General features: G+C 34.1%; 13 protein-coding genes. 8 read left to right on the top strand and 5 right to left on the bottom strand.

The window, feature by feature from the left end; all coding sequences use genetic code 11:
* Window positions 1–5: 5 nt before the first annotated feature.
* Genes MTX13_RS04560 through MTX13_RS04550 form a run of 3 tightly spaced genes read right to left on the bottom strand, consistent with a single transcriptional unit; the run spans window position 6 to window position 5,748 of the window.
* Window positions 6–1,073 (bottom strand): SusE domain-containing protein, encoded by a 1,068-nt coding sequence (locus tag MTX13_RS04560; protein ID WP_250433199.1) that lies wholly within the window; start codon window positions 1,071–1,073, stop codon window positions 6–8.
* 18 nt (window positions 1,074–1,091) lie between these two features.
* Window positions 1,092–2,633 carry a RagB/SusD family nutrient uptake outer membrane protein gene (locus tag MTX13_RS04555; protein ID WP_250433198.1) on the bottom strand — a complete coding sequence of 514 codons (1,542 nt, stop codon included), beginning with the start codon at window positions 2,631–2,633 and terminating at the stop codon, window positions 1,092–1,094.
* A gap of 10 nt (window positions 2,634–2,643) precedes the next feature.
* Entirely contained in the window at window positions 2,644–5,748 is a 3,105-nt protein-coding gene (locus tag MTX13_RS04550) for a SusC/RagA family TonB-linked outer membrane protein (protein WP_250433197.1), read from the bottom strand.
* A 233-nt stretch (window positions 5,749–5,981) separates the two neighbouring features.
* Here MTX13_RS04550 and MTX13_RS04545 point away from each other — a divergent pair, with 233 nt between their 5' ends.
* The 8 genes from MTX13_RS04545 to MTX13_RS04510 all read left to right on the top strand — a co-directional run bounded on the left by MTX13_RS04545 (window position 5,982) and on the right by MTX13_RS04510 (window position 21,042).
* Window positions 5,982–7,022 carry a LacI family DNA-binding transcriptional regulator gene (locus MTX13_RS04545; protein ID WP_250433196.1) on the top strand — a complete coding sequence of 347 codons (1,041 nt, stop codon included), beginning with the start codon at window positions 5,982–5,984 and terminating at the stop codon, window positions 7,020–7,022.
* 131 nt (window positions 7,023–7,153) lie between these two features.
* Window positions 7,154–8,527: an MFS transporter gene (locus tag MTX13_RS04540; protein WP_250433195.1), complete on the top strand. Its 1,374-nt coding sequence runs from the start codon at window positions 7,154–7,156 to the stop codon at window positions 8,525–8,527.
* A 3-nt stretch (window positions 8,528–8,530) separates the two neighbouring features.
* Window positions 8,531–9,187 (top strand): beta-phosphoglucomutase, encoded by a 657-nt coding sequence (gene pgmB / locus MTX13_RS04535; RefSeq protein ID WP_250433194.1) that lies wholly within the window; start codon window positions 8,531–8,533, stop codon window positions 9,185–9,187.
* A 52-nt stretch (window positions 9,188–9,239) separates the two neighbouring features.
* Window positions 9,240–11,546, top strand: coding sequence for a glycoside hydrolase family 65 protein (locus MTX13_RS04530; protein WP_250433193.1), 2,307 nt, complete (start codon window positions 9,240–9,242; stop codon window positions 11,544–11,546).
* Between the two features lie 3 nt (window positions 11,547–11,549).
* Complete coding sequence (locus tag MTX13_RS04525) at window positions 11,550–13,535, top strand: glycoside hydrolase family 13 protein (RefSeq protein ID WP_250433192.1); 1,986 nt, start codon at window positions 11,550–11,552, stop codon at window positions 13,533–13,535.
* A 65-nt stretch (window positions 13,536–13,600) separates the two neighbouring features.
* Window positions 13,601–17,092 carry a TIM-barrel domain-containing protein gene (locus MTX13_RS04520; RefSeq protein ID WP_250433191.1) on the top strand — a complete coding sequence of 1,164 codons (3,492 nt, stop codon included), beginning with the start codon at window positions 13,601–13,603 and terminating at the stop codon, window positions 17,090–17,092.
* A gap of 2 nt (window positions 17,093–17,094) precedes the next feature.
* A complete protein-coding gene (locus MTX13_RS04515) occupies window positions 17,095–18,531 on the top strand; it encodes an alpha-amylase family glycosyl hydrolase (RefSeq protein WP_250433190.1) in 1,437 nt (478 codons plus the stop codon).
* Between the two features lie 135 nt (window positions 18,532–18,666).
* Entirely contained in the window at window positions 18,667–21,042 is a 2,376-nt protein-coding gene (locus MTX13_RS04510) for a GAF domain-containing protein (RefSeq protein ID WP_250433189.1), read from the top strand.
* Here MTX13_RS04510 and MTX13_RS04505 read toward each other — a convergent pair.
* Both MTX13_RS04505 and MTX13_RS04500 read right to left on the bottom strand, forming a co-directional pair.
* Window positions 21,039–22,232 carry a Pycsar system effector family protein gene (locus MTX13_RS04505; protein WP_250433188.1) on the bottom strand — a complete coding sequence of 398 codons (1,194 nt, stop codon included), beginning with the start codon at window positions 22,230–22,232 and terminating at the stop codon, window positions 21,039–21,041. The genes MTX13_RS04510 and MTX13_RS04505 overlap by 4 nt on opposite strands.
* Before the next feature lie 105 nt (window positions 22,233–22,337).
* Window positions 22,338–25,592 carry a T9SS type B sorting domain-containing protein gene (locus tag MTX13_RS04500; protein ID WP_250433187.1) on the bottom strand — a complete coding sequence of 1,085 codons (3,255 nt, stop codon included), beginning with the start codon at window positions 25,590–25,592 and terminating at the stop codon, window positions 22,338–22,340.
* Window positions 25,593–25,724: the final 132 nt, after the last annotated feature.

Here is a 25,724-nt window from a genome sequence, read left to right as displayed (position 1 = left end):
TTAAATTAGTTTAGAATCAGAGAGTATGTGTATTCTCTTGGATTAGATAAGTCTAATACAATTGTGTAATTACCAGATTCAGGAACACCAATATTATCGCCACTGTATTCCATAGTGCCATCGGCATCTGTATCCCCTAAATTAATAGTCCAATCATCGTTAACTCTAAATTTCAATCCGTTGTCTGGAGCCTGTTGGGCTACTAAATCTAGAGTAACTCTTAACGTTTTAGTATCAGGGTCATAAACCATATCAGTGTCACTATCCCACCCAGTTGGGGTTGCGTTTCCTATAACACCCCAGCTATGCGCCTCAGCGGAATAAGTTAATTCTTCTGTATTAGCTTTTACAAAATAATAATTGGAAACAGCCGTGCAGTTAACTTCATCTTCTTCAACTAAAACGCCACTAAAACTACCGTCGTCTCCCCAATCTGTACTACCCCATTCAAACATACCTGATTGATTAGGTGCTAAAAACTTATAATCACCATCAAGCCAAACATAGCCTTCGTAATCAGTTTCTCCAAAAGCAGATGAAGCTAATAATGGTGCTGTAGGAGGATCCCAGCCTTGGTGATTTCCAGGAACAGCTATTTTAGGCAGGTCTGTAGTAAAAGGTGTTACTAATATTGTAACCGTTTCAGAATATTGAGGTAATTGACTTGGATCTCCAACAGATGACATAATTCTTATATCTACACTGCTTTCTGTAAATGGGAATAGACCAAGAGAGCCTAATGTTGAATTAAAATCTGCAATAGACATTGTAAAATATGTCTCGCTGATAGTTGCCAGAGTAACGGCATCATTAAAGTTGGTTCCACTAACAGCCATTTGTATTGTATAGTCAATACCGGTTGGTGTTCCATAGTTAGAATGGTCCCAACTAATAGTTATGGCAATATTGGTTTGTTCTTCTAAAGGATTTAAAACAAATGCTTGCCCATTGCTAGGGGTGTTTATTACACTTCCTCCTTGAGTTGATAGCGTTAACTTTTCATCATCATCTGAACATGAACATAAAATTAAAGCTATTACAAAGAGGTATGTTAATTTATATATATATTTCATTGTCTTCATTTTTTAAAATTAGTACCCTATATTTTGCTCAAGATTAGGATTAGCACTTAATGCTTGTTCTGGAATAGGAAAAACATTATAATGAGCAGGAATTGATGCTCCATTAAGCACATTGCCTTTCCATGGCCATAAGTAACTACTGCCAGTAAACATTCCAAAGCGGATTAAATCAGTTCTTCTGTGTCCTTCAAGGTTTAATTCACGAGCTCTTTCGTCGATAATAAAATCTAGAGTCAGTTCATTCATAGTTATAGTGGATGCCGATGATCGTTCTCTTACCTCATTAACTAAATTAAGAGCTCTAGACATGTCTCCACCAGCAGCACCACGAAGAGCACATTCAGCATACATTAAATAAGCATCGGCTAATCTGTACAAAGGAAAATCTGTACTTGAAAAAGCTGTTGTTGTATTTGAATTACTATTGTATTCTGTGTTTCTAAATTTGATGGAAGGATACCCATCAGTCCATTCTTTATAATCGGTCATAATATAATTATGGCCTGATGTCCAAAATAGAGCAGCACGATCGTCGGTTGAAGTGCCTAAATCTCCAAATAGACCATACCACGCCTCTGTAGCACGATGGCCTTGCCATCCTTCAGCAGCACCATAATCTGAAAGTGTCATGGTATCTGAACTTAAACTACCATTTACAATATAGGTAGTGTTTCCAAAACTCTGACTGTTAACAGCATCAGCTATTAACGGAAAGATTATTTCAGGTGATATATCGTTATCAGCTGAAAAATTCTCTAAAAAATTATCGGCTAATTGATAGCCACCTTCGTCTAACACGATACTAATATAGGTTAGTGCCTCACTATATCTGTTTTCACCAATATAAACTTCTGCATTCATATATAATTTAGCCAATAACATAGCTGCAACATACTTGTTGGCACGCCCATAACCATTGTTTGGAGACATGTTAGGTTGAATTTCTAATAATTCTGATTCAACAAAATCAAAAAGTTCTCTTCTTGAGGCTTCAGGAAGCGGTTCGGTTTGATTAAGGTTATCTTCAGTCACTAATACACCTTTTCCAAAAACATCAATTAAATAAAAATAGGCTAGTGAGCGTAAAAAACGTGCTTCAGATAATGCCTCGCCGGCATCTGGAATATCACTGGAAGTGTTTAGAATGCTTATTAGATTATTACATTGTGGAATGGTGTAATAGGCTCTATTGTATAAATATCTAAAAAACTTATTGTTAGCATCCCAATTTGAAGCTGTCGTTAATTGATCTAGACCATCATCACCCCATCTGTTTTTCATACCGTCTGCAGTAAAATCTTGAAGGTTTATAATACCCCTTAAAAAAGGTGATTCACCTGCGTCATCACTAATGTCTGAACTTCCTGGCCCATTAGGTCCTGAAAGCGCAAATGAAGCATATAGCCTAGACACAATACCTTCAATGGCATTAGGGTCTTCTGCTAATATTTCTTCAAGAGATAACTCAACTTTAGGTTCGGTATCTAAATCAGCAGTACATGACATCAGTGTCAGCACTAAAATTCCTGTTATAAATATTATTTTTCTCATAGTTTATTTTTTAAAAATCAAAATTAACACCCAGTGTAAACGTCGTTGGTCTTGGATAGAAATCGCGATCAATACCACCAAAGTTTTGTGGGTCCATTCCAGAGTAATCTGTAATTACAAAAGGATTGGATACGGCTCCATACATTCTTATATTTCCATTTTTAATCATGTTATCAAAGGTGTAGCCTAAAACAATATTATTACATCTTAAGAATGTGGCATCTTCTAAAAAGTAATCAGAAAATTGAATGTTTCCGTTAACATTTTCAAATGCTGGATCAGCGGCACCGTTATAAAAATTAAGTGCATTGGTAATACTATTGTTATTGGCAGGTACAACGGCTTCGGTAAAACCATAATTCATTTTGTTAAAGTTATATATGTTACCACCTATTTGACCAATGAATCCTGAAGAGAAATCCCATTTTTTGTAAGTGAAGTTCAGTCCAAAACCGTAAGTCCAATTTGGCGCAATTTGAACATGATACCTATCATCATTGTTGATTACATTATCTCCATTGAGATCTGCAAAAGCTCCAGGAATTACATTACCATTACTATCATAAACCTGCTTAAAGACATATGCACTTTGTGCTTGTTGCCCAACAACATCATTTAATAAGAAAGTACCTGTACCTCTTAAGCTTCCATTTCTGTTTATATCTGCTTGACCACCAATGTCAGTAATTTCATTATAAACATAGCCTACATTACCATATAAATTTACTGATAAATTATCAGTTTCAACAGGATTTATATTTAAATTTAATTCAAATCCTTTACCTTCTATTTCTCCAATATTTTCAATGAATGTATCTGAAAACCCTTGACCAGGCGGAACATTTACACGAGCTAGTAAATCTTTAGTTTCTTTTTTGTATATATCAAAAGAACCAGAAACAAAATTATGGTTAAAGAAACTAAAATCAATACCTAAATTGTAGGTAGTGGTTTTTTCCCACGTTAAATCTGGGTTGTAAGGAAGTGCTGAATATAATCCTGCACCAGGTAAGTACTGGCTATTGTTTCCACCAGCAGTAAATAAAGGTGTAGTAGGATAATAGCCTACAATTTGAGAGATGTCATTCTGACCCGTTTTACCCCAGCCAACTCTAACTTTTAAATCATTTATGAAATTCACATTTTGCATGAATTCTTCACTAGTCACTTTCCAGGCAACCGCTGCTGCAGGAAAAAAGCCCCAAGCATTTGGATCCCAAACGTCGTCCGCAACAAATAGAGAAGAGGCATCTGCTCTTAAAGAAAAAGTGAAAAGATATTTATCTAAAAGGTCAACATTTGCTCTCCCGAAAAACGATTGCAAGTTTAATACATTGTAATATCTGTTGTTCGGGTTACTTTCGTTAAGTGTTTCAAATCGTATACCTGTGTCGTTGTCATAATCGTAAAGGTCTTTATTCCCATCATTTTTAAAATTCTGATAAGAATAGCCTACCTGTACATCAAACTTGCTTACAAATTTATCATCAAAAGACTTTGCGTACTGCAAGAAAGCATCCATAGTTGTATTCGTAATATGCTGATGCTCTTGATAGTGAATGCCAGGGTTAAATACAAAATTAGTATTGATATCAGAATTTGCACTGTCAAATCTATAGGTTGCTGCCGCATTATCATAGTAACGTTCTTTGATGGTTGATTTTGAAGCATCTAAACCTAAATTAACAACTGCTCGCAATCCAGGAAGGAAGTCAAAAGAATAATCCAATTCTAGGTTTCCAAGAAAACGTGTGGTGCGTTCTGGTCGCTCACGTTGTTCTAACAATGCCAATGGGTTCCATTGTCCATCAAGTATTAAACGATTTCCATCAACATTTGTATTAAAATAATAACCTCCAAAGCGATTGTCAGGCGCATTATTATAAACGGGTTTTGTAGGGTCAAATGTCAAAGACCCACCTAAAGCGCCTCCTGCGTCTACTGAATTTTTATCAGCATAAGTAGCTTTTGCATTTAATGTTACTTTTAAATCGTCATCCAAAAATTTTGGAGATAAATTAATAGCAGCAGTCACACGCTCATAATCATCGGTTTTAACAATACCTTCAGCATTAGTATATCCAATTGAACCTCTAAAAGGTAATTTTCCAAATAGGTTTGCTCTAGCGTTAAAATTAGTATTAGAAGTAAAAGCAGTCCTTAAAACATTGTCTCTCCAATCGGTATCATAAATAGCTCGTGGACCATTTGGTGTATCGATTATTTGAGATATAGGCTCATTAGTTTGTACTGAACCAACAGGAACCCCTAATTTATCTATTAAATCTGGATGATATTCTTGGATAAACCTAACATAAGTATCGCTATCCATCATGTCCAGTCCTTCGCCAGCTCCATTAACCGAAATGTCTGTTGAGAAATTAAATTGAGGCTCACCAGAAGTACCTTTTTTGGTGGTAATTATTATTACACCATTAGAAGCTCGAGAACCATAAATTGCCGTAGCTGAAGCGTCTTTTAAAATAGAAAAGCTCTCGACATCATTAGGATTTACTAGAGATAAAGGGTTGCTAACACCAGCTGGATTAATATTTGATAATGGCACACCATCAATTACAATTAAAGGGTCGTTATTCCCACTTAAGGAAGATCCACCTCTAATTCTAATATTAGGGGCAGAGTCTGGTTGTCCACCAGCATTAGTAATTCTTACACCAGCAACCTTACCATTGATTAATTGGTCAGTAGATACAATATTTCCCTTGTTAAAATCATCATCGGTAACTAAAGAGACAGAACCTGTAGCATCTTCTTTTTTTACGGTACCGTAACCAATAACGACAACCTCATCCAATTGGGCAGCGTCTTCATCAAGCGATACATTTAAGTTGGTCTCTCCATTATAAGTTATTTCTTTAGTAACATATCCTATATAGGAGAATACTAATACATCTCCATTGCCGACTTCAATTTGATAATTACCATCAAAATCTGTAGCTGTACCTGTAGTTGTGCCTTTAATTAAAACATTTACTCCAGGAAGCGGCAAGGAAGAAGATTGTTCAGTTACTGTTCCTGTTACTGTATTTTGACCAAACATAAACGTTGGTAAAATTAGTAGCATAAACAATACGCTATTAAAAGTTGTTTTCATAAAATACTTTTGAATTAGTCTTAAAATTTGTTGGTCATATTTCCACTTCTCGATGTTAAATCTATGTAAAATTTAGGTAAACAAAGGCTTTAAAATTGCTGTATTCGCAACGAAAACGTTTTCGTGTTAACAACTTTTTAACGGTTTTGTGTTTTTAGTAAGAAAAACCTTGAAATATGAAATTTTTTGGCAATATATACTACCTTTATACAAAAGATCTTTTTAAAATAAAAATGAAGCGTAAAGTTACTTTAAAACAAATTTCCAAAGAGTTGGATGTTTCCATTTCTACCGTGTCAAAAGCCTTGAGAAATAGCAAAGAAATTAGTGAAGACACAAGAGAAAAAGTTCAGGCCTTTGCTAAATTGTATAACTACAGGCCAAATAATATTGCCTTAAGCTTAAAGAACAGGAAAACCAAAACCATTGGTATTATTATTCCTGAAATTGTGCATCATTTTTTCTCTAAAGTAATTAGAGGCATTGAACTGGTTGCAAACAAACAGGGCTATAATGTTATTGTTGGGTTGTCTAACGAATCTTTTGATAAGGAAGTTATTAATATGGAAATGCTTGCTAATGGCAGTATAGATGGATTTATTTTATCAATTTCTAAAGAAACATTACTGCAACAGGACTACCATCATTTTAATGAAACCATAAGTCAAGGTATGCCAATTGTTATGTTTGATCGGGTAATTAATGATATAAAATGTGATAAAGTTATTGTTGATGACGTACAAGGGTCAAAAAAAGCGGTAAACAAGCTTGTTGAAAATGGCTGTAAAAAAATAGCCATAATAACTACAAAAGACTATGTTAGCGTAGGTAAATTGAGAACTCAAGGATATTTAGAGGCTTTAGATGAAAATAAAATACATCCTGAAGCTAGCTTAATTTTAAAAGTGGATGATAAACTTGTTTCTGAAGATTACCTCGATATTTTAGAGCGTGAAATTGAACACCTTTTTAAAAGTAATAAAAAATTAGACGGTGTTTTTGCCGTAAATGAATTGTATGCTATTACCGCGATGAAGGTGGCAAGAAAATTTGGCAAGCATATACCTAACGATATCCAAGTTATAGGTTTTACAGATGGCGTATTGTCTAAACATGCAACGCCAAGCCTTACTACTGTTAGCCAACATGGTCAAAAAATAGGAGAAAAAGCAGCAGAATTGTTAATCCATAAGCTGGAACATGAAGATGAAGAAGAGCAATTTCAAACGATTGTTATTGAAACCGAATTGGTTGAGCGTGAATCAACAAAATAAAAATTAACACAGCAAATTTTAAAAACTTTTATATATTTACACCCGAATCAAAACTTATATTTTCACTTCTCACCTTAAGTTTTGATAAGTAAAATAGCTTGTCAAAATAGTATTAACTTAATTATACTATTATGAAAAAGCGCACCCTTGGCTTTTGGGAAATTTGGAACATGAGTTTCGGTTTTCTTGGAATTCAATTTGGTTTTGCCTTACAAGGAGGCTTTATGTCTCGAATTTTTCAAACTCTTGGAGCAGAAAAAGATGCCATTCCGCTTTTGTGGATTGCAGCACCATTAACAGGTTTGCTTGTCCAGCCTATTATTGGCTATTTAAGCGATAGAACTTGGCACCCTAAATTAGGTCGTCGCAGGCCTTATTTTTTAATTGGTGCCATATTAAGTTCGTTGGCTTTGTTTTTCGTACCACATTCCCCTGTATTATGGGTGGCAGCTGGATTTTTATGGATTCTGGATGCTTCTATTAATATTTCTATGGAACCTTTTAGGGCTTTGGTTGCAGACAAGTTACCGCAGTCTCAAAGATCTTATGGATTTGTGGTGCAAACTTTGATTATTGGAATTGGAACATGGGTGGCTAGTAATTTACCGTGGATGGTTTCACAGTTGGGTGTTAGTAATTCAGCAGAATCTGGTGTTGTTCCTATGTCGGTGAAAGTAGCTTTCGCTATTGGTGGATTTGTGTTTTTGGTTAGTATTCTTTACACCATTTTTACAACTACTGAATATCCACCAGAAGATATGGAAGAATTTGAACGCGAAAAAGCAAAGAAAAATCAATTTATTCCAGATATACTCAACAATATTGGCAGTATGCCTTTAACCATGAAAAAACTAGGGGTTATTCAATTTTTTTCCTGGTTTGCTTTTTTTACTATGTGGAGTTTGGCCAATCCGGCTTTAACCGAACATGTTTTTAATACACCGGCACCAATAGAGTCGGCTTACGATATGGCTTTACCAGAGCAACTAGAAGCATTTAATGTTGCTAATACAGCATTTCAAGAATCTTCAAATGCTGTAGGTTCTGCTATGGGAGTATACGGTTTGTCTTCTATGGCGTTTGCATTATTGCTAACCTTTTATACTTCAAAAAGGAGGATCAACAGGAAACTCGTACACATGTTTTCGCTAATGTTAGGAGGTCTTGGTTTTCTGTTAATGAATTATACCTCACCAGAAAATTTAAAATACTGTTTTGTGTTAATTGGTTTTGCTTGGGGAAGTATTCTATCTATGCCATATGCTATGCTCTCTAGTGCGGTAGATCCCAAGAAAATGGGAGTTATTATGGGAATTTTCAACATGTTTATAGTAATTCCTCAAATTATAGCAGCTCTTGGTGGAATTAACTACGTGTCAGGATTACTGGGAGACGAAGCTATTAACGCCATGACTGTTGCAGGAATTAGTTTGATGATTGCAGGCCTTTGCAATCTTTTAATTACAAATAAAAATGCTATAACCTATCAAGTAGAAGAACTATAAAGAATGAATAAAAAAGGATTCATATTCGATTTAGATGGTGTTATTGTTGATACGGCAAAGTATCACTATTTAGCATGGCGAAAACTTGCCGAAAGTATTGGTGTGAGTTTTACTGAAAAAGAAAACGAGCAACTAAAAGGGGTTAGCCGAATTAAATCATTGGAGAAAATATTGGAATGGGGCAATAAAACCATTTCTGAAGATGACTTCATGAAATTAATGGCCATCAAAAATGATGATTATTTGACTTACATCAACAAAATGAATAAAGAAGAAATACTTCCAGATGTTAACAGGGTTTTAGAATATTTGATTCAAAATGAACAGGGAATAGCATTAGGTTCTGCAAGTAAAAATGCTAGAACCATATTGAAAAAAGTAAACTTGATATCAGATTTTAATGCCATTGTGGATGGCAATGACGTTGAAAAAGGCAAACCAAATCCAGAAGTTTTTCTAAAGGCAGCAAAGGCATTAGGAATAGCGCAAGAGGATTGTATTGTTTTTGAAGATTCTGTTGCCGGAGTTCAAGCAGCCAATGCTGCTAATATGGTAAGTATTGGAATAGGTGAACAAGAAATTCTTTATGAAGCAGATTATGTTTTTAAGAATTTCACAGAAATGGAAAATAGTTTCCTTATTGAATTAATAAAGAAGTAAAATATTAGAGGTTTTAGATTATTAAATAGAAACCTTCTTATAAAAAAATAGAATGAATTTAGATTATATAAAACCAGACGAGTGGTCAATAATAGAAGAAGGCTTCAATCCTGAACATGTTAAAGCTTCCGAAAGTATTTTTAGTATTGGTAACGGAGCCATGGGACAACGTGCAAATTTTGAAGAGCATTATTCTGGAGCCACCTTTCAGGGTAGTTATATAGCAGGTGTTTATTATCCTGATAAAACACGAGTAGGTTGGTGGAAAAACGGATACCCAGAGTACTTTGCTAAAGTTTTGAATGCACCAAGTTGGATTGGCATAAACGTTATTATTAATGGAGAAAAACTTGATTTATTTACTTGTAAAAAAGTTCAGGATTTTAGACGCGAGTTAAATATGAAAGAAGGCTGGCTCTCCAGAAGTTTTACTGCTACTTTAAAAAATGGCCTTATAGCCAAAGTAGAATCCAAGCGTTTTTTAAGTCTAGATTTAGATGAAATAGGAGCCATTAATTATCAAGTTACATTGGTTAATGGCGATGGCAAAATTATGTTTCAGCCATATATTAATGCTGACATTCGTAATGAAGACACCAATTGGGAAGATAAGTTTTGGGACACAATTAAAGTAAGTCATCAAAATCATCAAGCCTTTATCAATGCTAAGACCATGAAAACACATTTTAACACATGTACATTCATGGAGTCCAAGCTTTTTATTAATGATAAATTAATAATTATCGAGCCTTTTATAAAAGCAGATGCCAATAGCGCTTTATTTAGTTATGAGCATGATGTTGAACAAGGGGAAACATATAGCATCCATAAGTTTGGTGGTTATACAGTGGATAGAAATCATGATAAAGACCAACTCATTACAGCCGCAAAATCGGTTTTAGGTAAGGCTGTAGATTTAGGTTTTCAAGGCTTATTGGAAAACCAGAAAGAAGCATGGCAAAATATCTGGAATTTAGCCGATATAACAATTGAAGGCGACGTGAAAGCTCAGCAAGGTATCCGGTTTAATATTTTTCAACTAAACCAAACCTACCTAGGAAAAGATTCGAGACTAAATATTGGTCCAAAAGGTTTTACTGGAGAAAAATATGGAGGAAGTACCTATTGGGATACTGAAGCATATTGTATACCATTTTACATGGCTACAAAAGATCAAAAAGTAGCTAGGGCTTTGTTAGAGTATAGATACAATCACCTTGAAAAAGCTATTGAAAATGCTAAAAAATTAGGTTTTAAAAATGGTGCAGCGTTATACCCAATGGTAACCATGAATGGCGAAGAATGTCATAATGAATGGGAAATTACCTTTGAGGAAATTCACAGAAATGGTGCTATTGCCTATGCTATTTATAATTATCATCGTTATACAAACGACTATAGTTATATTCCTGAAAAAGGTTTGGAGGTCTTGATTGGAATTGCACGATTTTGGTATCAGCGTGCTAACTTTTCAAAACAAAAAAACCAATATGTTATTTTAGGTGTAACAGGACCTAATGAATATGAAAATAACATTAACAATAATTGGTACACCAATTACATTGCAAAATGGTGTATTGAGTATGCTATTGAAAATATTCAAAAAATAGAATCGGAGTTTTCTACCGACTATACGCGAATAATGAACAAGACCCAATTATCTAAAGCAGAAATAAAAGAATGGAATGATGTTTCAGATAATATGTATTTTCCATATTCCGACCAGCATAAAGTGTACCTTCAGCAGGATGGATTTTTAGATAAAGAATTAATTACTGTTTCAGATTTAGATAGTTCACAACGTCCAATTAATCAGAAATGGTCTTGGGATCGTATTTTACGTTCTCCTTATATAAAACAAGCCGATGTTCTGCAAGGTTTTTACTTCTTTGAAGATCATTTTTCAATTGAAGAACTTGAAGCACATTTCGATTTTTACGAACCTTTTACAGTTCATGAAAGTTCGTTGTCTCCTTGCGTACATAGTATTCAAGCGGCTAAATTGGATCGTATGGACCAGGCCTATACATTTTATTTGCGTACCTCAAGATTAGATTTAGACGATTATAATCACGAGGTTGAAGAAGGACTACATATCACTTCTATGGCAGGAACTTGGATGAGTATCGTTGAAGGGTTTGGAGGTATGCGTGTAAAGAACAATACCTTGTCTTTTGAGCCTAAGATTCCAAAACAGTGGGATGCCTATTCCTTTAAAATTAACTTTAGAAATCAAATAATAAAAGTTAATGTGTGTCAAAATGAGACCCATTTTGAAATAGACGGAAGTACAGATTTGAAAATTTTAGTAAATAACAATCCGGTAACTATAACACCAAATAATTCTGTAACTATATAAGTTATGAAAGTTGTAAAAGCCATATTTATTCTTTTGCTCGCCGTTAGTTTTTTTACTTGTAAACAAGAAAAACAAGAGACTTTTCAGCTGGAAGAAAACGTAGTTGTTTCAAACGAAAAATTAGCCTATGTAGAACCACCAAATTGGTGGGTTGGGATGAAGAATAACGAGTTACAGTTATTAGTTCATCATGAAGGTATTGGAGCGACTTCGCCAGAAATGTCTTATTCTGGAGTTACAATCAATAAAGTACATAAAGCAGATAGTCCAAACTATTTATTTATAGACCTCACAATATCAGAGACTACAGAATCTGGAAAATTTGATATTGTTTTTAAATTAGAAAACGGAGAAGAACTTAAACACACCTACGAGTTAAAAAGTAGAGCTAAAAAACCAGAGGATTATGTTGGCTTTAACAGTTCAGATGCTATCTATTTAATTACACCAGACCGTTTTGCTAATGCAAATCCAGAAAATGACACATTTGAAAGCCTAAACGAAAAAAGAATCGACAGAGCAGATGATTACGCCAGACATGGTGGCGACATACAAGGTATTACCAATAATCTCGATTACATTTCAGAGATGGGCTTTACAGCTATTTGGCCTTGTCCATTGCTTACCAATGATATGTATGAAGCTTCTTATCATGGATATGCTATGACCAATTTCTATGAAATTGACCCACGTTTTGGAACCATGGAAGAATACCTCGAACTTTCTCAAAAAGGTAAAGAAAAAGGAATAAAATTGATTATGGATCAAGTGGCTAACCACTGTGGAGTCTATCATTGGTGGATGAAAGATTTACCTTTTAGCGATTGGTTAAATTTACAGGAAACATACGAAAGCTTACCTGTTCCTTTAGAGGAAATGCGAAAAGAAAATGGCGATTATGATAGAGAGAGAATGAGCCAATATTTCACAAATTCTAATCATCGAAGAACCACTAATCAAGATAGCTATGCGTCTAAATATGATAAAAAATACATGAGCGAAGGTTGGTTTGTACCAACAATGCCTGACTTAAATCAGCGTAATCCTTTTATGGCAAAATACCTTATTCAAAATAGTATTTGGTGGGTAGAAACTGCTAATTTAGATGGAATACGTCAAGATACATATCCATATCCTGATAAAGAGTTTATGAGTGATTGGGCTGGCGCTATCATGAATGAGTATCCTAATTTTTCAATAGTTGGCGAAGAATGGAGCCTAAACCCATTGCTAATTGGTTATTGGCAAGAAGGTGCTAAAAATAAAGATGGATACGATTCTAATTTAAAATCACCTATGGATTTTGCTATGCAAAAAAATATTGTAGATGCTTTAAATAAAAATGAATCTTGGGATGAAGGTTTGGTCAAAATTTATGAAGGGTTGGCAAACGACTTCCATTATGTCTCACCAAAAGACATCATGATATTTCCAGATAATCATGATATGAGTCGGATATTCACGCAACTAAATGGTAATATACCAAATACTAAAATGGCTTTGGCTACAGTATTAACCTTACCACGTATTCCACAAATTTATTATGGAACGGAAATTCTCATGAACGATTTTGAAAAACCAGGTGATCATGGGCTAATTAGAACCGATTTTCCTGGTGGCTGGCAAGGCGATACAATCAATGCATTTACAGGAGATGGCTTAACCAATGAGCAAAAAGACATGCAGTCTTTTTTAAGTACAGTACTTAATTACAGAAAAAACAGCAAAGCCATTCACGAAGGAAAAACTGTTCACTTTGCACCATTTTTGGGAACGTACTTTTTATTTAGGGTAATTGATGGAGAAACCGTTGTTCTAATTTTAAATAAAAACGAAGAACCTATAACAATAGATTTAAAACGTTATGCGGAAATAGGTCTTGATGGGAAAGAATTAAAGAACATTGTAACAGGTGAAAAAATCCTTTGGAAAGATGCTATAACGTTAAACAGAAAAGGCGCAACACTATTAACCACAAAAACAAAATAACATGTCACTTCGAGCGCAGTCGAGAAGTCTTAAAAATTGATATAAAAAGTGAGAAGTAAATTCAAATGAAGCAAATTAAATACATACTATTTTTCTTTCTATTTCAAGCAGTAAATGCACAAGTTACTTTTGTGATTGATGAATTACCAGAAATTCATGATGCCGAAAAAGGGATATATACTTCTGGAAACTTTGAAGGTTGGTCAGGTGGCAATGAAAGCTATAAACTCCAAGAAAAAGATGGCGTGTATTCTATTACACTTCCAAAGGCAGAAAATTTAATTTTATTCAAATTTACTCAAGGTTCATGGGATTCCGTAGAGTCTGATGCCAATGGTTTAAGTGTGGAAAACCGCACCCACAATTTTGAAGTTCCTAATGACACTGTAAAAGTTAAAATAGCAGGTTGGACTAACAATTTTAAAACTGAAACTCCTTCAACTACAGCAAAAAATGTTAGTGTTTTATCTGAAGATTTTCAAATTCCTCAACTAAACAGAACACGACGTGTTTGGGTGTATTTGCCTCCAGATTATCACTCATCAAAAGAGTCTTATCCTGTGGTGTATATGCACGATGGAGAAAATTTGTTCGATAAAAAAACATCCTCTTTTTCAAACGAATGGGAAGTAGACGAAACATTAAATAAACTTTTTAAAGAGAAACAGTTAAAACTCATTGTCGTAGGTGTTGACAACGGAAAGGATAAGCGTTTAGATGAATATTCGCCTTGGGTAAATGAAAAGTATGGTGGTGGCGAAGGCGATGCCTATTTAGAATTTTTGGTTTATACATTAAAACCTTACATCGATAGCAATTACAATACCCTAAAAGGCAAAGAAAGCACAGCAATTATCGGAAGCTCTATGGGTGGCTTGATTTCCCATTATGCGGCATTAAAGTATCCTGAAGTTTTTGGCAAAATTGGGGTATACTCACCAGCATTTTGGTTTGCGCCACAAGTAAATGACTTTTCACAAGAGAATGCAAATCTTCAAGACACCAAAATGTACTTTTTGGCTGGTGGTAAAGAAGGAGAAAATGTGCGTTTCGATGAGATAAGCCAGACGGTTAAAGATATGAACCATATGGTTTCAGTTCTAACAGAAAATGGCTTTCCATCAGAAAACATAAAATCTAAAGTTGTTCCAGAAGGAAAGCATAACGAAACTCTTTGGCGAGAAAATTTTGAAGAAACCATTTCGTGGCTGTTTTCAGAAAAACTTAAAGAAAGAGACTTCTTAAGTGCTACAATTACTAAAAATAATGAGTTGCAAATTGTGGTTTCAGACGGGAAATATATCACTAAATTTTACTCACCAAAAATTGTAGAAACTACTTTTCTTCCTAATGGTGAAAAACACAATCCTAATTCTCATGCAGTTGTTTTAAACAATACAGTCAAGGTTGTAGATTTTTCTGAAGATGATAATCAAGTCATTTTTAAAACAGAAGATTTTACTGTAAAAGTCAACAAAAAACCGTTCAATATTTCCTATTGGTATAAAGGCGAAAAGCTGACTGAAGAAAAAAATGGCTATTACAAAACGGATGATTTTGAAAACCTTGACTTTGAATTAACCGATGATGAAATACTATATGGTGGTGGTGCGAGAGCTTTAGGAATGAATAGACGTGGACACAGACTACAACTATACAATAAGGCACACTATGGTTACGAAACCGAAAGTGAATTGATGAATTACACCATGCCAATTGCAATCTCTTCAAATCAATACATGTTACATTTTGACAATGCGCCAATAGGCTATTTGGATTTGGATAGTAACCAAGACAATACATTAACTTATCAAACCATTTCTGGTAGAAAAACCTATCAAGTTATCGCTGGAGATTCATGGTTTGATTTAATTCATAATTACACTGATTTAACTGGAAAACAGCCATTACCACCACGTTGGGTTTTTGGCAATTTTTCAAGCCGTTTTGGCTATCATTCCCAAAAAGAAGTTGAAGAAACAATTGGCAAATTTAAAGAGGAGGCCATTCCGGTTGATGCAGTTATAATAGATATATATTGGTTTGGAAAGGATATTCAAGGTCATATGGGGAATTTAGAGTTTTATAGAGACTCTTTTCCAAATCCGAAACAAATGATAAAAGAGTTGGAGGACAAAGGTGTAAAAACTGTATTGGTAACTGAACCATTTGTACTAACCACTTCTAAACGTTGGGACGATGCCGTAGCGAAAAGTGTTTTAGCAAAAGATTCCGTTGGCAATCCTGCTCGATATGATTTTTATTTTGGCAATACAGGCTTAATAGATGTGTATAAACCAGAAGGTAAAAAGTGGTTTTGGAACATTTATAAAGAACTTGCAGAAATGGGTGTGAAAGGCATTTGGGGCGATTTAGGCGAACCAGAAGTACACCCTACTTGGGTACAACATGCAACAGGAACTGCCGATGAGGTTCATAATACTTATGGTCACGATTGGGCTAAATTAGTTTATGAAGGCTATAAAAACGATTTCCCAAACCAAAGACCATTTATTTTAATGCGTTCAGGTTCATCAGGTTCACAACGTTTTGGGTTGATTCCGTGGTCTGGTGATGTCAATAGAACTTGGGGCGGTTTACAAAGCCAAACCGAAATTGCCATGCAAATGGCTATGCAAGGCCTTGCTTATATGCATTCTGATTTAGGCGGATTTGCTGGTGCCAATTTAGACGATGAACTCTACACGCGTTGGCTACAGTATGGCGTTTTTCAGCCAATTTACAGACCTCATGCTCAAGAAGAAGTGCCAAGCGAGCCTGTTTTTAGAGAAGAAAAAACAAAGCAATTAGCTAAACAAGCTATAGAATTAAGATATAGGTTATTACCATACAACTATTCATTAGCTTTTGAAAACAATCAAAAAGGGACACCTTTCATGCGGCCATTGTTTTTTGAAGAACCTGAAAATGAAAGTCAGTTAGTGAATGCTCAAACCTATTTTTGGGGTAACGATTTTTTAGTTACACCTATAGTAAATCCGGAAGTCACAGAAAAACAGGCGTATTTTCCAAAAGATAATGTGTGGTTTGATTTTTATACCGACACAAAAGTTGAAGGCGGGCAAACTAAAACTGTTGCTACTACTATTTCGTCAATCCCAACTTTTGTAAGAGCAGGTGCCTTTATACCAATGGCAAATCTGGTTCAAACAACAGATGACTATAACCTCAATACTTTCCAATTGCATTATTACCATGATGCATCAGTAACAGAAAGTGAGCGACAAGTTTATAACGATGATGGATTAACACCAAATGCATTTGAAAAAGGTATGTTTGAGTTACTTGAATTTGAGGCAGAAATGGAAAGTAACTGTTTAGAAATAGAATTTGAAGCCGAAACAGGAACTAATTATTCAACGAATACAAAAGAGGTTAACCTTATTGTTCACAATATAGAACGTGAGCCTAAAAACGTAAAAATAAATGGCAAAAAAAGCCAATACGATTTTAATATAAATACTAAACAAGTAACTATTCCAGTGAGCTGGAATACAGCAAAAGAGGCAGAAGTAAAAATTAATTTTAAAAACTAACTATGAAAAAGACAGCGATTTTCTTAATAACGATTTTAAGTTTGGTTTCTTGTAAAAAAGAAAAAGAAACCCAAATGGAAGAAGAAGTTACAGTTGAAACACCATCTGAAATTCAACCAATAAACGATGATATTTTAGAATCAGCAGTAATTTATGAAGCTAATATACGTCAGTATTCTGAAGCAGGAACTTTTGATGAGTTCACCAAAGACATCCCACAATTAAGGGATTTAGGAGTGAAAATTATATGGCTTATGCCTATCAATCCAATTTCTGAAACCAAGCGAAAAGCAACAGGTGGCGATTTTGCCTATAAAATTGAAGATGAAGCGGAACGCGCCAAAATGCTTGGAAGTTATTACGCTGTGAGTGATTACACAAAAGTGAATCCAGAGTTTGGAACCATTGAGGATTTTAGAGAACTTGTTAAAACGGCTCATGATAATGGTATTTATGTAATTTTAGATTGGGTACCTAATCACACAGGCTGGGACCATGTTTGGATAACAGATCATCCAGAGTACTATGTAAAAAATGATAAAGGAGAAATCACAGATCCATTAAACCCAGATGGTACTTCAAAAGGCTGGGGCGATGTTGCTCAATTGGATTATACCAATATGGATATGCAAAATAAAATGATAGAGGATATGATGTATTGGGTAAAAGAAGAAAAAGTAGATGGTTTTAGATGCGACCACATTGAGCCAACTCCTGTTGATTTCTGGCAACGTGCAATTGCCAAGTTAAGAGCAGAGCGTAATGTATTTATGTTAGGTGAAAATGATGATCCAAAGTTCATGAAAGGTTCCGATTTGTTTGAAATGGAATATGGCTGGAAGTTCCACCACCTAATGAAAGACATTACAAAAGGACATAAGCCAGTTAGAGAATTTGATAGCTTAATAAGCTATATTAATACAGCTTATGAAAAAGATGATATCATCATGAATTTTGTAACCAACCATGACGAAAACTCATGGAATGGTATTGTTACCGATCGTTACGGTGATGCTTCCGAATCAGTTTTAGCATTGAGTTATGCTATACCAGGTATGCCTTTAATCTATTCTGGGCAGGAGTATGATTTAAGTCATCAGTTAAAATTCTTTGAAAAAGATCAAATCCCAAAAACTAAAGGTAAAGTATGGCCTGTTTTGGAGAAATTAGGAAAGCTTAAGAATACCAATCCTGCGTTGCACGGTGGGAAGAATCCAGCTGATTATGAAAGAATTAATTCTGGTAATGAGAAAGTTCTAACTTTTAAAAGAACGAAAGATGGAAACGAATTGATTTATATCGGAAATTTTTCAAACGAGAAACTAGAAATTAATTTAGCACAAGAAGGAATCTATACAGATTATATGAGCAATTCTGAAGTTGATGCAAATTCAAAAATAGAATTAGAGCCTTGGGCTTATAAGTTGTTAGTAAAGTAATTTACAGTACATCCATAATGTATTTTAAGCCTTAACAATTGTTAAGGCTTTTTTAATTGATAACTCATGTTAGAAATATTATAAAATCACGACCAATGTAATTATTTGTAAATTTGTACCAATAATTGTAACCTTATGAGTGATATCAACACCATTAATGAAGCTCCTTTTAAATTTCTTGTCAGTTTTGATAAGTATTTAAAGCAGTATGAAGATCTTGCCAAAAGTGAGAATGAAATCTTTGCTTCTCAAGCCAAACGCGTTTTAAGCTTGGTTGAAGAAAACCCTATACTTCGTGATGGATTTTCAGATATCTCTCTTCTAAAAAAATATGAATCTGAAATAGAAGTTATTCTTAAGGATGCCTTCAGTCCATTACTCACGCTTAATGAGATTAAAACGGCATCTATTCCCTTTCATGACGTAGTATTCAATTCTTCAGAACGATTTAAAAAAATTATTGAAATAGCTGGTAAAGGTTTTGACTTGAAAATGAAAAATATGCCAGAAAACGATTTGTATATTTTTGCATGTACGGCTATTTTGAATTTTAGCTATGGTTACACCCTAAATTTTAAACGCCCTCTTTATTATGAGATACCTGACAGTAATGGTGTATTGAGGTATTATAAAATTTTATATAATGCCGATTTCATAGAAATCATTAAAGATGAAAAAGCGCCGATTATTACAGAAGATGACTATTATGAACTATTGGATAATTTTGAAAACATTGATTTGTGGAAAGAAAAGTTTCCACCTGGTAGTTATACTTTCAAAGGCTTTGTGATTTCTAATATTTTTGATGTTACTGATGATCAATCTATTTCAAATATTAAGTCCACACTAATAGGTCAAGATAAACGAAACGATGAAAATTTCATGGTTGACTTTCATGAGATTTTCAGATCGCTTTTGGGTCTTAAAGATCTCAAGGTAGGATTTTCGGTTTATAATGCTCGAGAAAACATATTTGAACGGGTTTATGGTGCTGGAATGACAAGCTATCTTTTGAATGAAAGCGATAGTGCTTCATGTAAAAATGCGTTATGTAGATTGTCTTACAACAAACTTCTGAAAGAAAAACAGTTTTTGGCAATATCCGATGTTGAAAAAATTGATAAAAGAACCAAAGGAGAGGCGCCACAAATCAAATCACTTCGTGACCAAAATATCAAAAGTGCCATTTTTGCACCAATAGCTAATGAGAATGGGTTAATGGGAATTTTAGAACTTGTTTCCCATCAGCCAAAAGTGTTAAATAGCATTAATGCTAATAAATTGGTTGATGTTATGCCATACATTGTGGCAGCTGTTGAGCGTTCAAAAGATGAAGAGGACAATTTAATTAAAGCCATTATTCAAAAGGAGTGTACCTCAATTCATGAAAGTGTACTTTGGAGATTTGAAGAAGAAGCTAAGCGATTTATTAAAAATGAATTGAATGGCGAAAAGGCTGTATTTAAGAAAATTAGTTTTCATAACGTCTACCCATTATATGGACAAATAGATATACAAGGTTCTTCTGATGCTAGAAATGAAGCCACTAAATTAGATTTGTTAGAGCAGTTAAAATTGGCTAAAGTAGTTTTAGAAAAAGCAAGGGAATTGGAACAATTGCCAATTTATGATCAGTTTATTTATCAGATTGACGAGTATTCATTAAAGCTGGAACAAAATTTTCAGGTTGATAGCGAACAAATAATTCTAAACTTCTTTAATCAGGATATAAATCCACTATTAGATCATTTAAAAGAACAGGAAACGGTTCAATTGGCTATAAGTAATTACTATTTGCATATTGATCGTAGTATGAACGAAGTTTATGAGCATCGTAAAGATTTTGATAATACCATAACAAGTATTAACGAAAAAATGGCTTCGTTATTAGATGAAAAACAAACAGACGCACAGTTGATGTATCCACACTTTTTTGAGCGCTTTAAAACCGATGGTGTTGAGCATAACATGTACATTGGACAATCTATTACCAAAGAAGATACATTTAACGAAATTTATCTTTATAATTTAAGATTATGGCAGCTTCAGGCCATGTGCGAAATGGAGAATGCTTATTACCAAATGCGACATAACTTACCGGTTTCGTTGGATGTTGCTTCCATGATTTTGGTATTTAACAGGCCAATGTCTATTAGTTTTAGAATGGATGAAAAACAATTTGATGTGGATGGAACTTATAATGCGCGCTACGAAATAGTAAAAAAACGTGTAGATAAAGCCTTTATTAAGGGCACTAAAAAGCGCGTTACTCAAAAAGGGAAAATCACTATTGTGTATTCGCATAAACAAGATGAAATAGAATATTTACGTTACATCAAGTTTTTACAATCAAAGCAAATGCTTGATACAGATATTGAAATAGTTGAGCTTCAAGATCTTCAGGCGGTTACCGGTCTTAAAGCAATTCGCGTAAGCATTTTGTATTCAAAAGGGAAAACAGACAAGAGCTACTATACCTATGATGATTTAATGGAAACGATTAAATCCTAAATGCCAGAAAAGAAAAACGCAATTCCAAAGGCAATTACAGATATTATTATACCCACCATAAATACGGTATAGGTTAATCTTAATATGCGATACTTTCTGTCCAATACTTTGCCAAGAAAATAAAGGTCTTTGGTTAGTGAGCTATAAACATAATTCTTATCTTTTAATAGTTCATCAATTGCCCACTCAAACTCTTCTAATTTCATTTTATGAAAATTCCCAAAAAAAGTAAGATTTACTCGTCGTTGTTCAACATCTTCTTTAGTAAACTCACCTCGAGTTACATTTGGCCGTGTTGCAACAATAGATAACACTATGGCAATTACACTAAAAACCAAAAATATTATTGTAGGTATTATAAGATAGGCATTTGATGGATTGTCTAGTTTAGATATCAGGTTTGATAAAACCAATGAAATGATAATGGCATTAACAGATAATAAAATATTGGCTTTTGTGTCAGCAATATCACTTAATTTAATATGGTTTCTTAAGGCCACACGGTAAAAGGTTTGAATACCACGATCTGGATTCTCACTTCGATATTGAGCTTTATATTTTGCTTTTAATTTTTCAATATTAATTTTCTTTTTGTTCTTTTTTCTTCTTTTAATGAGTTTAGCCAAATTTTTAGCTTTAATGGGCTCCCAGTTTTTGAGCGCATAGTCAGTATAAAACTTATGTTTTTTAGATAGTACTTCTATATTTTCTTTTAACCAAGCATTAGGTGAAAAAGTATTAATATTATGCAATTCAAGTTCTTTTCTTAAAAACTCACTAGCTTCATCAAAATAGTCTTTTCCAAAATGAGAAGAATCTGCATCACGAATTATCTTACTTAAAGTGTTCTTAGGTTCTTCATCAAATTTTGTTGCCATTATACAATTTGACACTTGTGAAATAACGCTCTCCGATACGCCTTCTTTTTGCAGAAATTCTGTAGCAATTTTCACACTTTCCTCTTCATGATTAATATGGCCTTTTGTATATCCAGTATCATGTAGCAAAGCAGCTAAACGTAACGCTTTAATTTCAGAGTCTTTTAAATTTGAATGCTCTATAAGCTCGTTCAGGCTTTTTAATACACGTTTTGTGTGTGTTAAATTGTGATAGAGAAATGTTGGTGCTAATTCGTTTTTAAATAAATCAAAAACAAATGCTTCTGTTTTCTCTATTATGTTATCCGTCATAAAGGTGTTTGTTTTAAAGTTCCAAATTACAAAATATTAGGAATTAGATTAAAATAAATTCTATTTTCGAGTATGTCGAATAAAGAAATAAACCTTTCTAGATTATTAGCGTTTTAACGTAAAATGTCCTTTGTATATTACACCATTAGCTCTAGTAACCGTAAACCAATAGTCATTTGTAGGCATAGGAAACCCATTAAGTGTGCCATCCCATCCATAATCGTTATAATCTAAATTTGTGATGAACTTTCCGTATCTATCAAAAATATTTATAAGAATGCCTGGTTCAAAATCAGAATACTGAATGCGCCAAACATCATTGTCGCCATCATTATTTGGGGTAAAAAATTTAGGATAATTTAAAATAAAGACAGTTTTGGAAACTATTCCGCAACCATTTAAATCCATAATATAAACCATATATTCTCCTGGTTCTAAGTTAAAAAACGCATTGCTTTCTTGATAGTTAACACCATCAATGGAATATACATAATTGCCAATACCACTAGCCGAAACGGTAATGCTATTGTCATTATAAGTCCAATCTTCTATTTCAATATTATCTATTGTGGCGATGTCTGAAGATATTACGGTAAATGTTTGTGTTGAAGTACAGGTTAAGTCGTCATATTCATTGCTAACTGTTACTGTATAAGTGCCAGGCTCATTAACTACAATTGAAGGTGTTGTTTCGCCTGTAGACCATTCATATTGTGTATATCCTGAATCGGCAGAAAGTACAAGAGTATCATTTGCACATATAAATAGGGTTTCGTCGTCAGATAGTTCAGGGGAAGTTCCTATAAATATTTGAAATGAAGTTGAGCCAAAACATACATTTAAGCTATTATGGACAACTCTGGCATAAATAGTTTGCGGATTAGAAACGTTTGTGTACGGTTCAGGTAGCGGATTGTCTCCTGTATTAGCATCCTGTGGACTTATATGGTAGGTAATGGTGTAGTCATTAGGGTCTTGGTTGCCTAAAATTTGACCGTTTTGATCTGTAAGATTAAAAGCATCTGTTTCTATGCCATCATCTCGACATGATAACATGCTATCAGGTGTATTTACACGAACTAAAGGAAGTAAATTTTCTAAATTAACAGTTGCCGTTTCAATACTGCCACAAGAATCTTCTACACGAATTTCATAGGTTCCAAAAGGTAATCCTGTAAAAACATTGTTGTTGCCATTATCTAAAAAGAAAGGAGAGGTAATACTAAAATTATAAGGTTCTACTCCAATTACATCTAAAATTATATCAGAAGGACCAGTCCCGCCGTCACAATTTAAATTGTAAATTCCTGAGATTACAAGTTGAGATGTAACTTCAAAAGACGTCATAATATCTAAACAGTATTCTGTGGTATTGCTATTGTATGCTTGAAAGGCTTTTATAACACGAAACTCTCCTGTTTCAAATATATTGAATAAGGTTTCCATGTTTTGCATTTCAATGGAATTAGTACTGTTAGGGGTTTCGCCTTCTGTATATAAGGAACCTGTTAATGGATGTCCCCAAGAATTAGAGCTGGGGTAAAATTTTTGAAACCAATATGTAATTGTTGTTACAGAATCGTCAGAATCATCGATTGTTAAATCGAATGAGCCGCAATTACGGTTAATACTATAAGCAAATGGAGTAGGATTATAATCAAAAACATCCACATTAACGGTATAGTTAAAACCACACTCGTCAGTTAGGTTTATAGTGTAATTTCCAATAGGTAAATAGTTCTGATAATAAAATCCCTGACTTCTAATATTTTCACTAACATCATCTGGTAAGCTATTTTCGTATTCCCCAGGAGCAGATGTAATTACTACTGAAGTAATGTCGCCATTGTCACTATCTATTCGTAAAGAGCCTGTTTCGGTTAAACAATTCTTGGTTGTGAAAATTCGTAAATCTTTAAATACAAATTCGGGTACATTAAAATCAAAAGTGTACTCATCACCACAATCATCAATTAAAAAAATAGTGTATGCTCCAACGGGTAGATCTGTAAGATTTAGAAAGCCATTAGTTACAAAATTGGTAACTTCGTCTGGTAAGCTATTAGGATAGTTGCTAGGTGCTACGGTTATCTCGGCATATTCAATAATTCTATCAGGAATGGTAATATTTGCATATCCAAAGTTAGATTCGCAACCATTGTTACCAGCATCAACAACAGGTTCAATATCAGGATCTGTTATTTCTAATGAAGCTTCGCTGGTTCTGCCACATGAATCGGTAACGCTAACTGTATAATTTCCAGTAGGAACCTCTGTTGTAGGTAACCCAAAATTAACAGGAGAACTAGAATAAGGACCTGGATAATCACTATTAAAATCAGAAGGATTAAAATCAGCTGGCGATTCTGTAAAATTTAAGGTAAAGGGTGGATTAAACCTGCGAACGTTAACCGAAAAAATTTGTCCACAATTTGCAGGTGTTGCTACAATTTCAACAAAAGGGTTTGGGTCTATGGTATTGCTGGTTTCAAATGTATTGTCACAAGCATCAGTAACTGAAATTGAAATATCAAAAATATCATTACCAAACAAAGGAATGGTTTGGCTAATATCAAATCCTTCGGCAGCTTCGCTAGGTACATTTACAACTATAGTTTGTGCAGGGCCACCATTTGGAGGAGTTATGGTATAGGTAACAACTAAAGGATAAGATAGAGGTGCTCCAGATGGAGAACCAATAAAATTGGTTATTGTAATAGTATCACAAGCGTCTAGTATGTCTGGGGTTTGTGTAGGAAACACCTGAATATCATTAGCTGATAAAAACATGGTGTACGACTTTGAAACGGCATTACCACATTCATCAAAAACGCGAATAATATAGGTGCCTTGAGGTACATTGTTAAATTCATTAGATTCTTGGGGAGGGACAGTTACAGGTCCGGAAATAATTTCATAAGATACGGCATTGCCTTCCAATACATTAACTGTTATTGTTGAAGTTAAATCACAATTGGCAACACTTTCATGGGATATATCAAAATCTAATTCTGTGGTTAAATCTTCAACACTTATATCTACAAATTCTGAATTCTCCTCACCATTTAAAATTTGAATGGCAACTACACGATAGTCACCAGACAATAAATTTATAAATGAATTTGCAGACGTTTCAGAAATAGGGTTATCCAAATCTGGAAGCAAAAATAGTTGATACAGTATTGTGGCTCCAGGTTCTGTGTTAGAAACAGACATATTTAAAGCTCCATTTCCAATACAGGTTTCAGGGGTTGCAGTAACTTCAAAATTAAAATCAGAAAGCTGAGCATAACCAAAGGTCGTGTTCAAAATCAACACGATAATCCAAAACCAAAGTAACTTGATCCTGTTGTTTCCCATAGCAATTATCTGACTATTAATTAATTCAGCTTATCTCAAAGATACAATATAATTGTAATTTACAGATTTGCTTGTGGTATTCATAATAGAAGTTAGGTTTTTACTCATATTACGACATAATTAGTCATGAAT

It is taken from the genome of Hanstruepera flava (assembly GCF_023634025.1).
Classification (GTDB): domain Bacteria; phylum Bacteroidota; class Bacteroidia; order Flavobacteriales; family Flavobacteriaceae; genus Hanstruepera; species Hanstruepera flava.
This window is presented reverse-complemented; position numbering and strand designations above follow the sequence as displayed.

Excerpts from the sequence above, each read along its gene's own strand:
- MTX13_RS04560 (WP_250433199.1), bottom strand. The coding sequence starts at position 1,073 with ATGAAATATATATATAAATTAACATACCTCTTTGTAATAGCTTTAATT.
- MTX13_RS04555 (WP_250433198.1), bottom strand. The coding sequence starts at position 2,633 with ATGAGAAAAATAATATTTATAACAGGAATTTTAGTGCTGACACTGATG.
- MTX13_RS04550 (WP_250433197.1), bottom strand. The coding sequence starts at position 5,748 with ATGAAAACAACTTTTAATAGCGTATTGTTTATGCTACTAATTTTACCA.
- MTX13_RS04545 (WP_250433196.1), top strand. The coding sequence starts at position 5,982 with ATGAAGCGTAAAGTTACTTTAAAACAAATTTCCAAAGAGTTGGATGTT.
- MTX13_RS04540 (WP_250433195.1), top strand. The coding sequence starts at position 7,154 with ATGAAAAAGCGCACCCTTGGCTTTTGGGAAATTTGGAACATGAGTTTC.
- pgmB (WP_250433194.1), top strand. The coding sequence starts at position 8,531 with ATGAATAAAAAAGGATTCATATTCGATTTAGATGGTGTTATTGTTGAT.
- MTX13_RS04530 (WP_250433193.1), top strand. The coding sequence starts at position 9,240 with ATGAATTTAGATTATATAAAACCAGACGAGTGGTCAATAATAGAAGAA.
- MTX13_RS04525 (WP_250433192.1), top strand. The coding sequence starts at position 11,550 with ATGAAAGTTGTAAAAGCCATATTTATTCTTTTGCTCGCCGTTAGTTTT.
- MTX13_RS04520 (WP_250433191.1), top strand. The coding sequence starts at position 13,601 with ATGAAGCAAATTAAATACATACTATTTTTCTTTCTATTTCAAGCAGTA.
- MTX13_RS04515 (WP_250433190.1), top strand. The coding sequence starts at position 17,095 with ATGAAAAAGACAGCGATTTTCTTAATAACGATTTTAAGTTTGGTTTCT.
- MTX13_RS04510 (WP_250433189.1), top strand. The coding sequence starts at position 18,667 with ATGAGTGATATCAACACCATTAATGAAGCTCCTTTTAAATTTCTTGTC.
- MTX13_RS04505 (WP_250433188.1), bottom strand. The coding sequence starts at position 22,232 with ATGACGGATAACATAATAGAGAAAACAGAAGCATTTGTTTTTGATTTA.
- MTX13_RS04500 (WP_250433187.1), bottom strand. The coding sequence starts at position 25,592 with ATGGGAAACAACAGGATCAAGTTACTTTGGTTTTGGATTATCGTGTTG.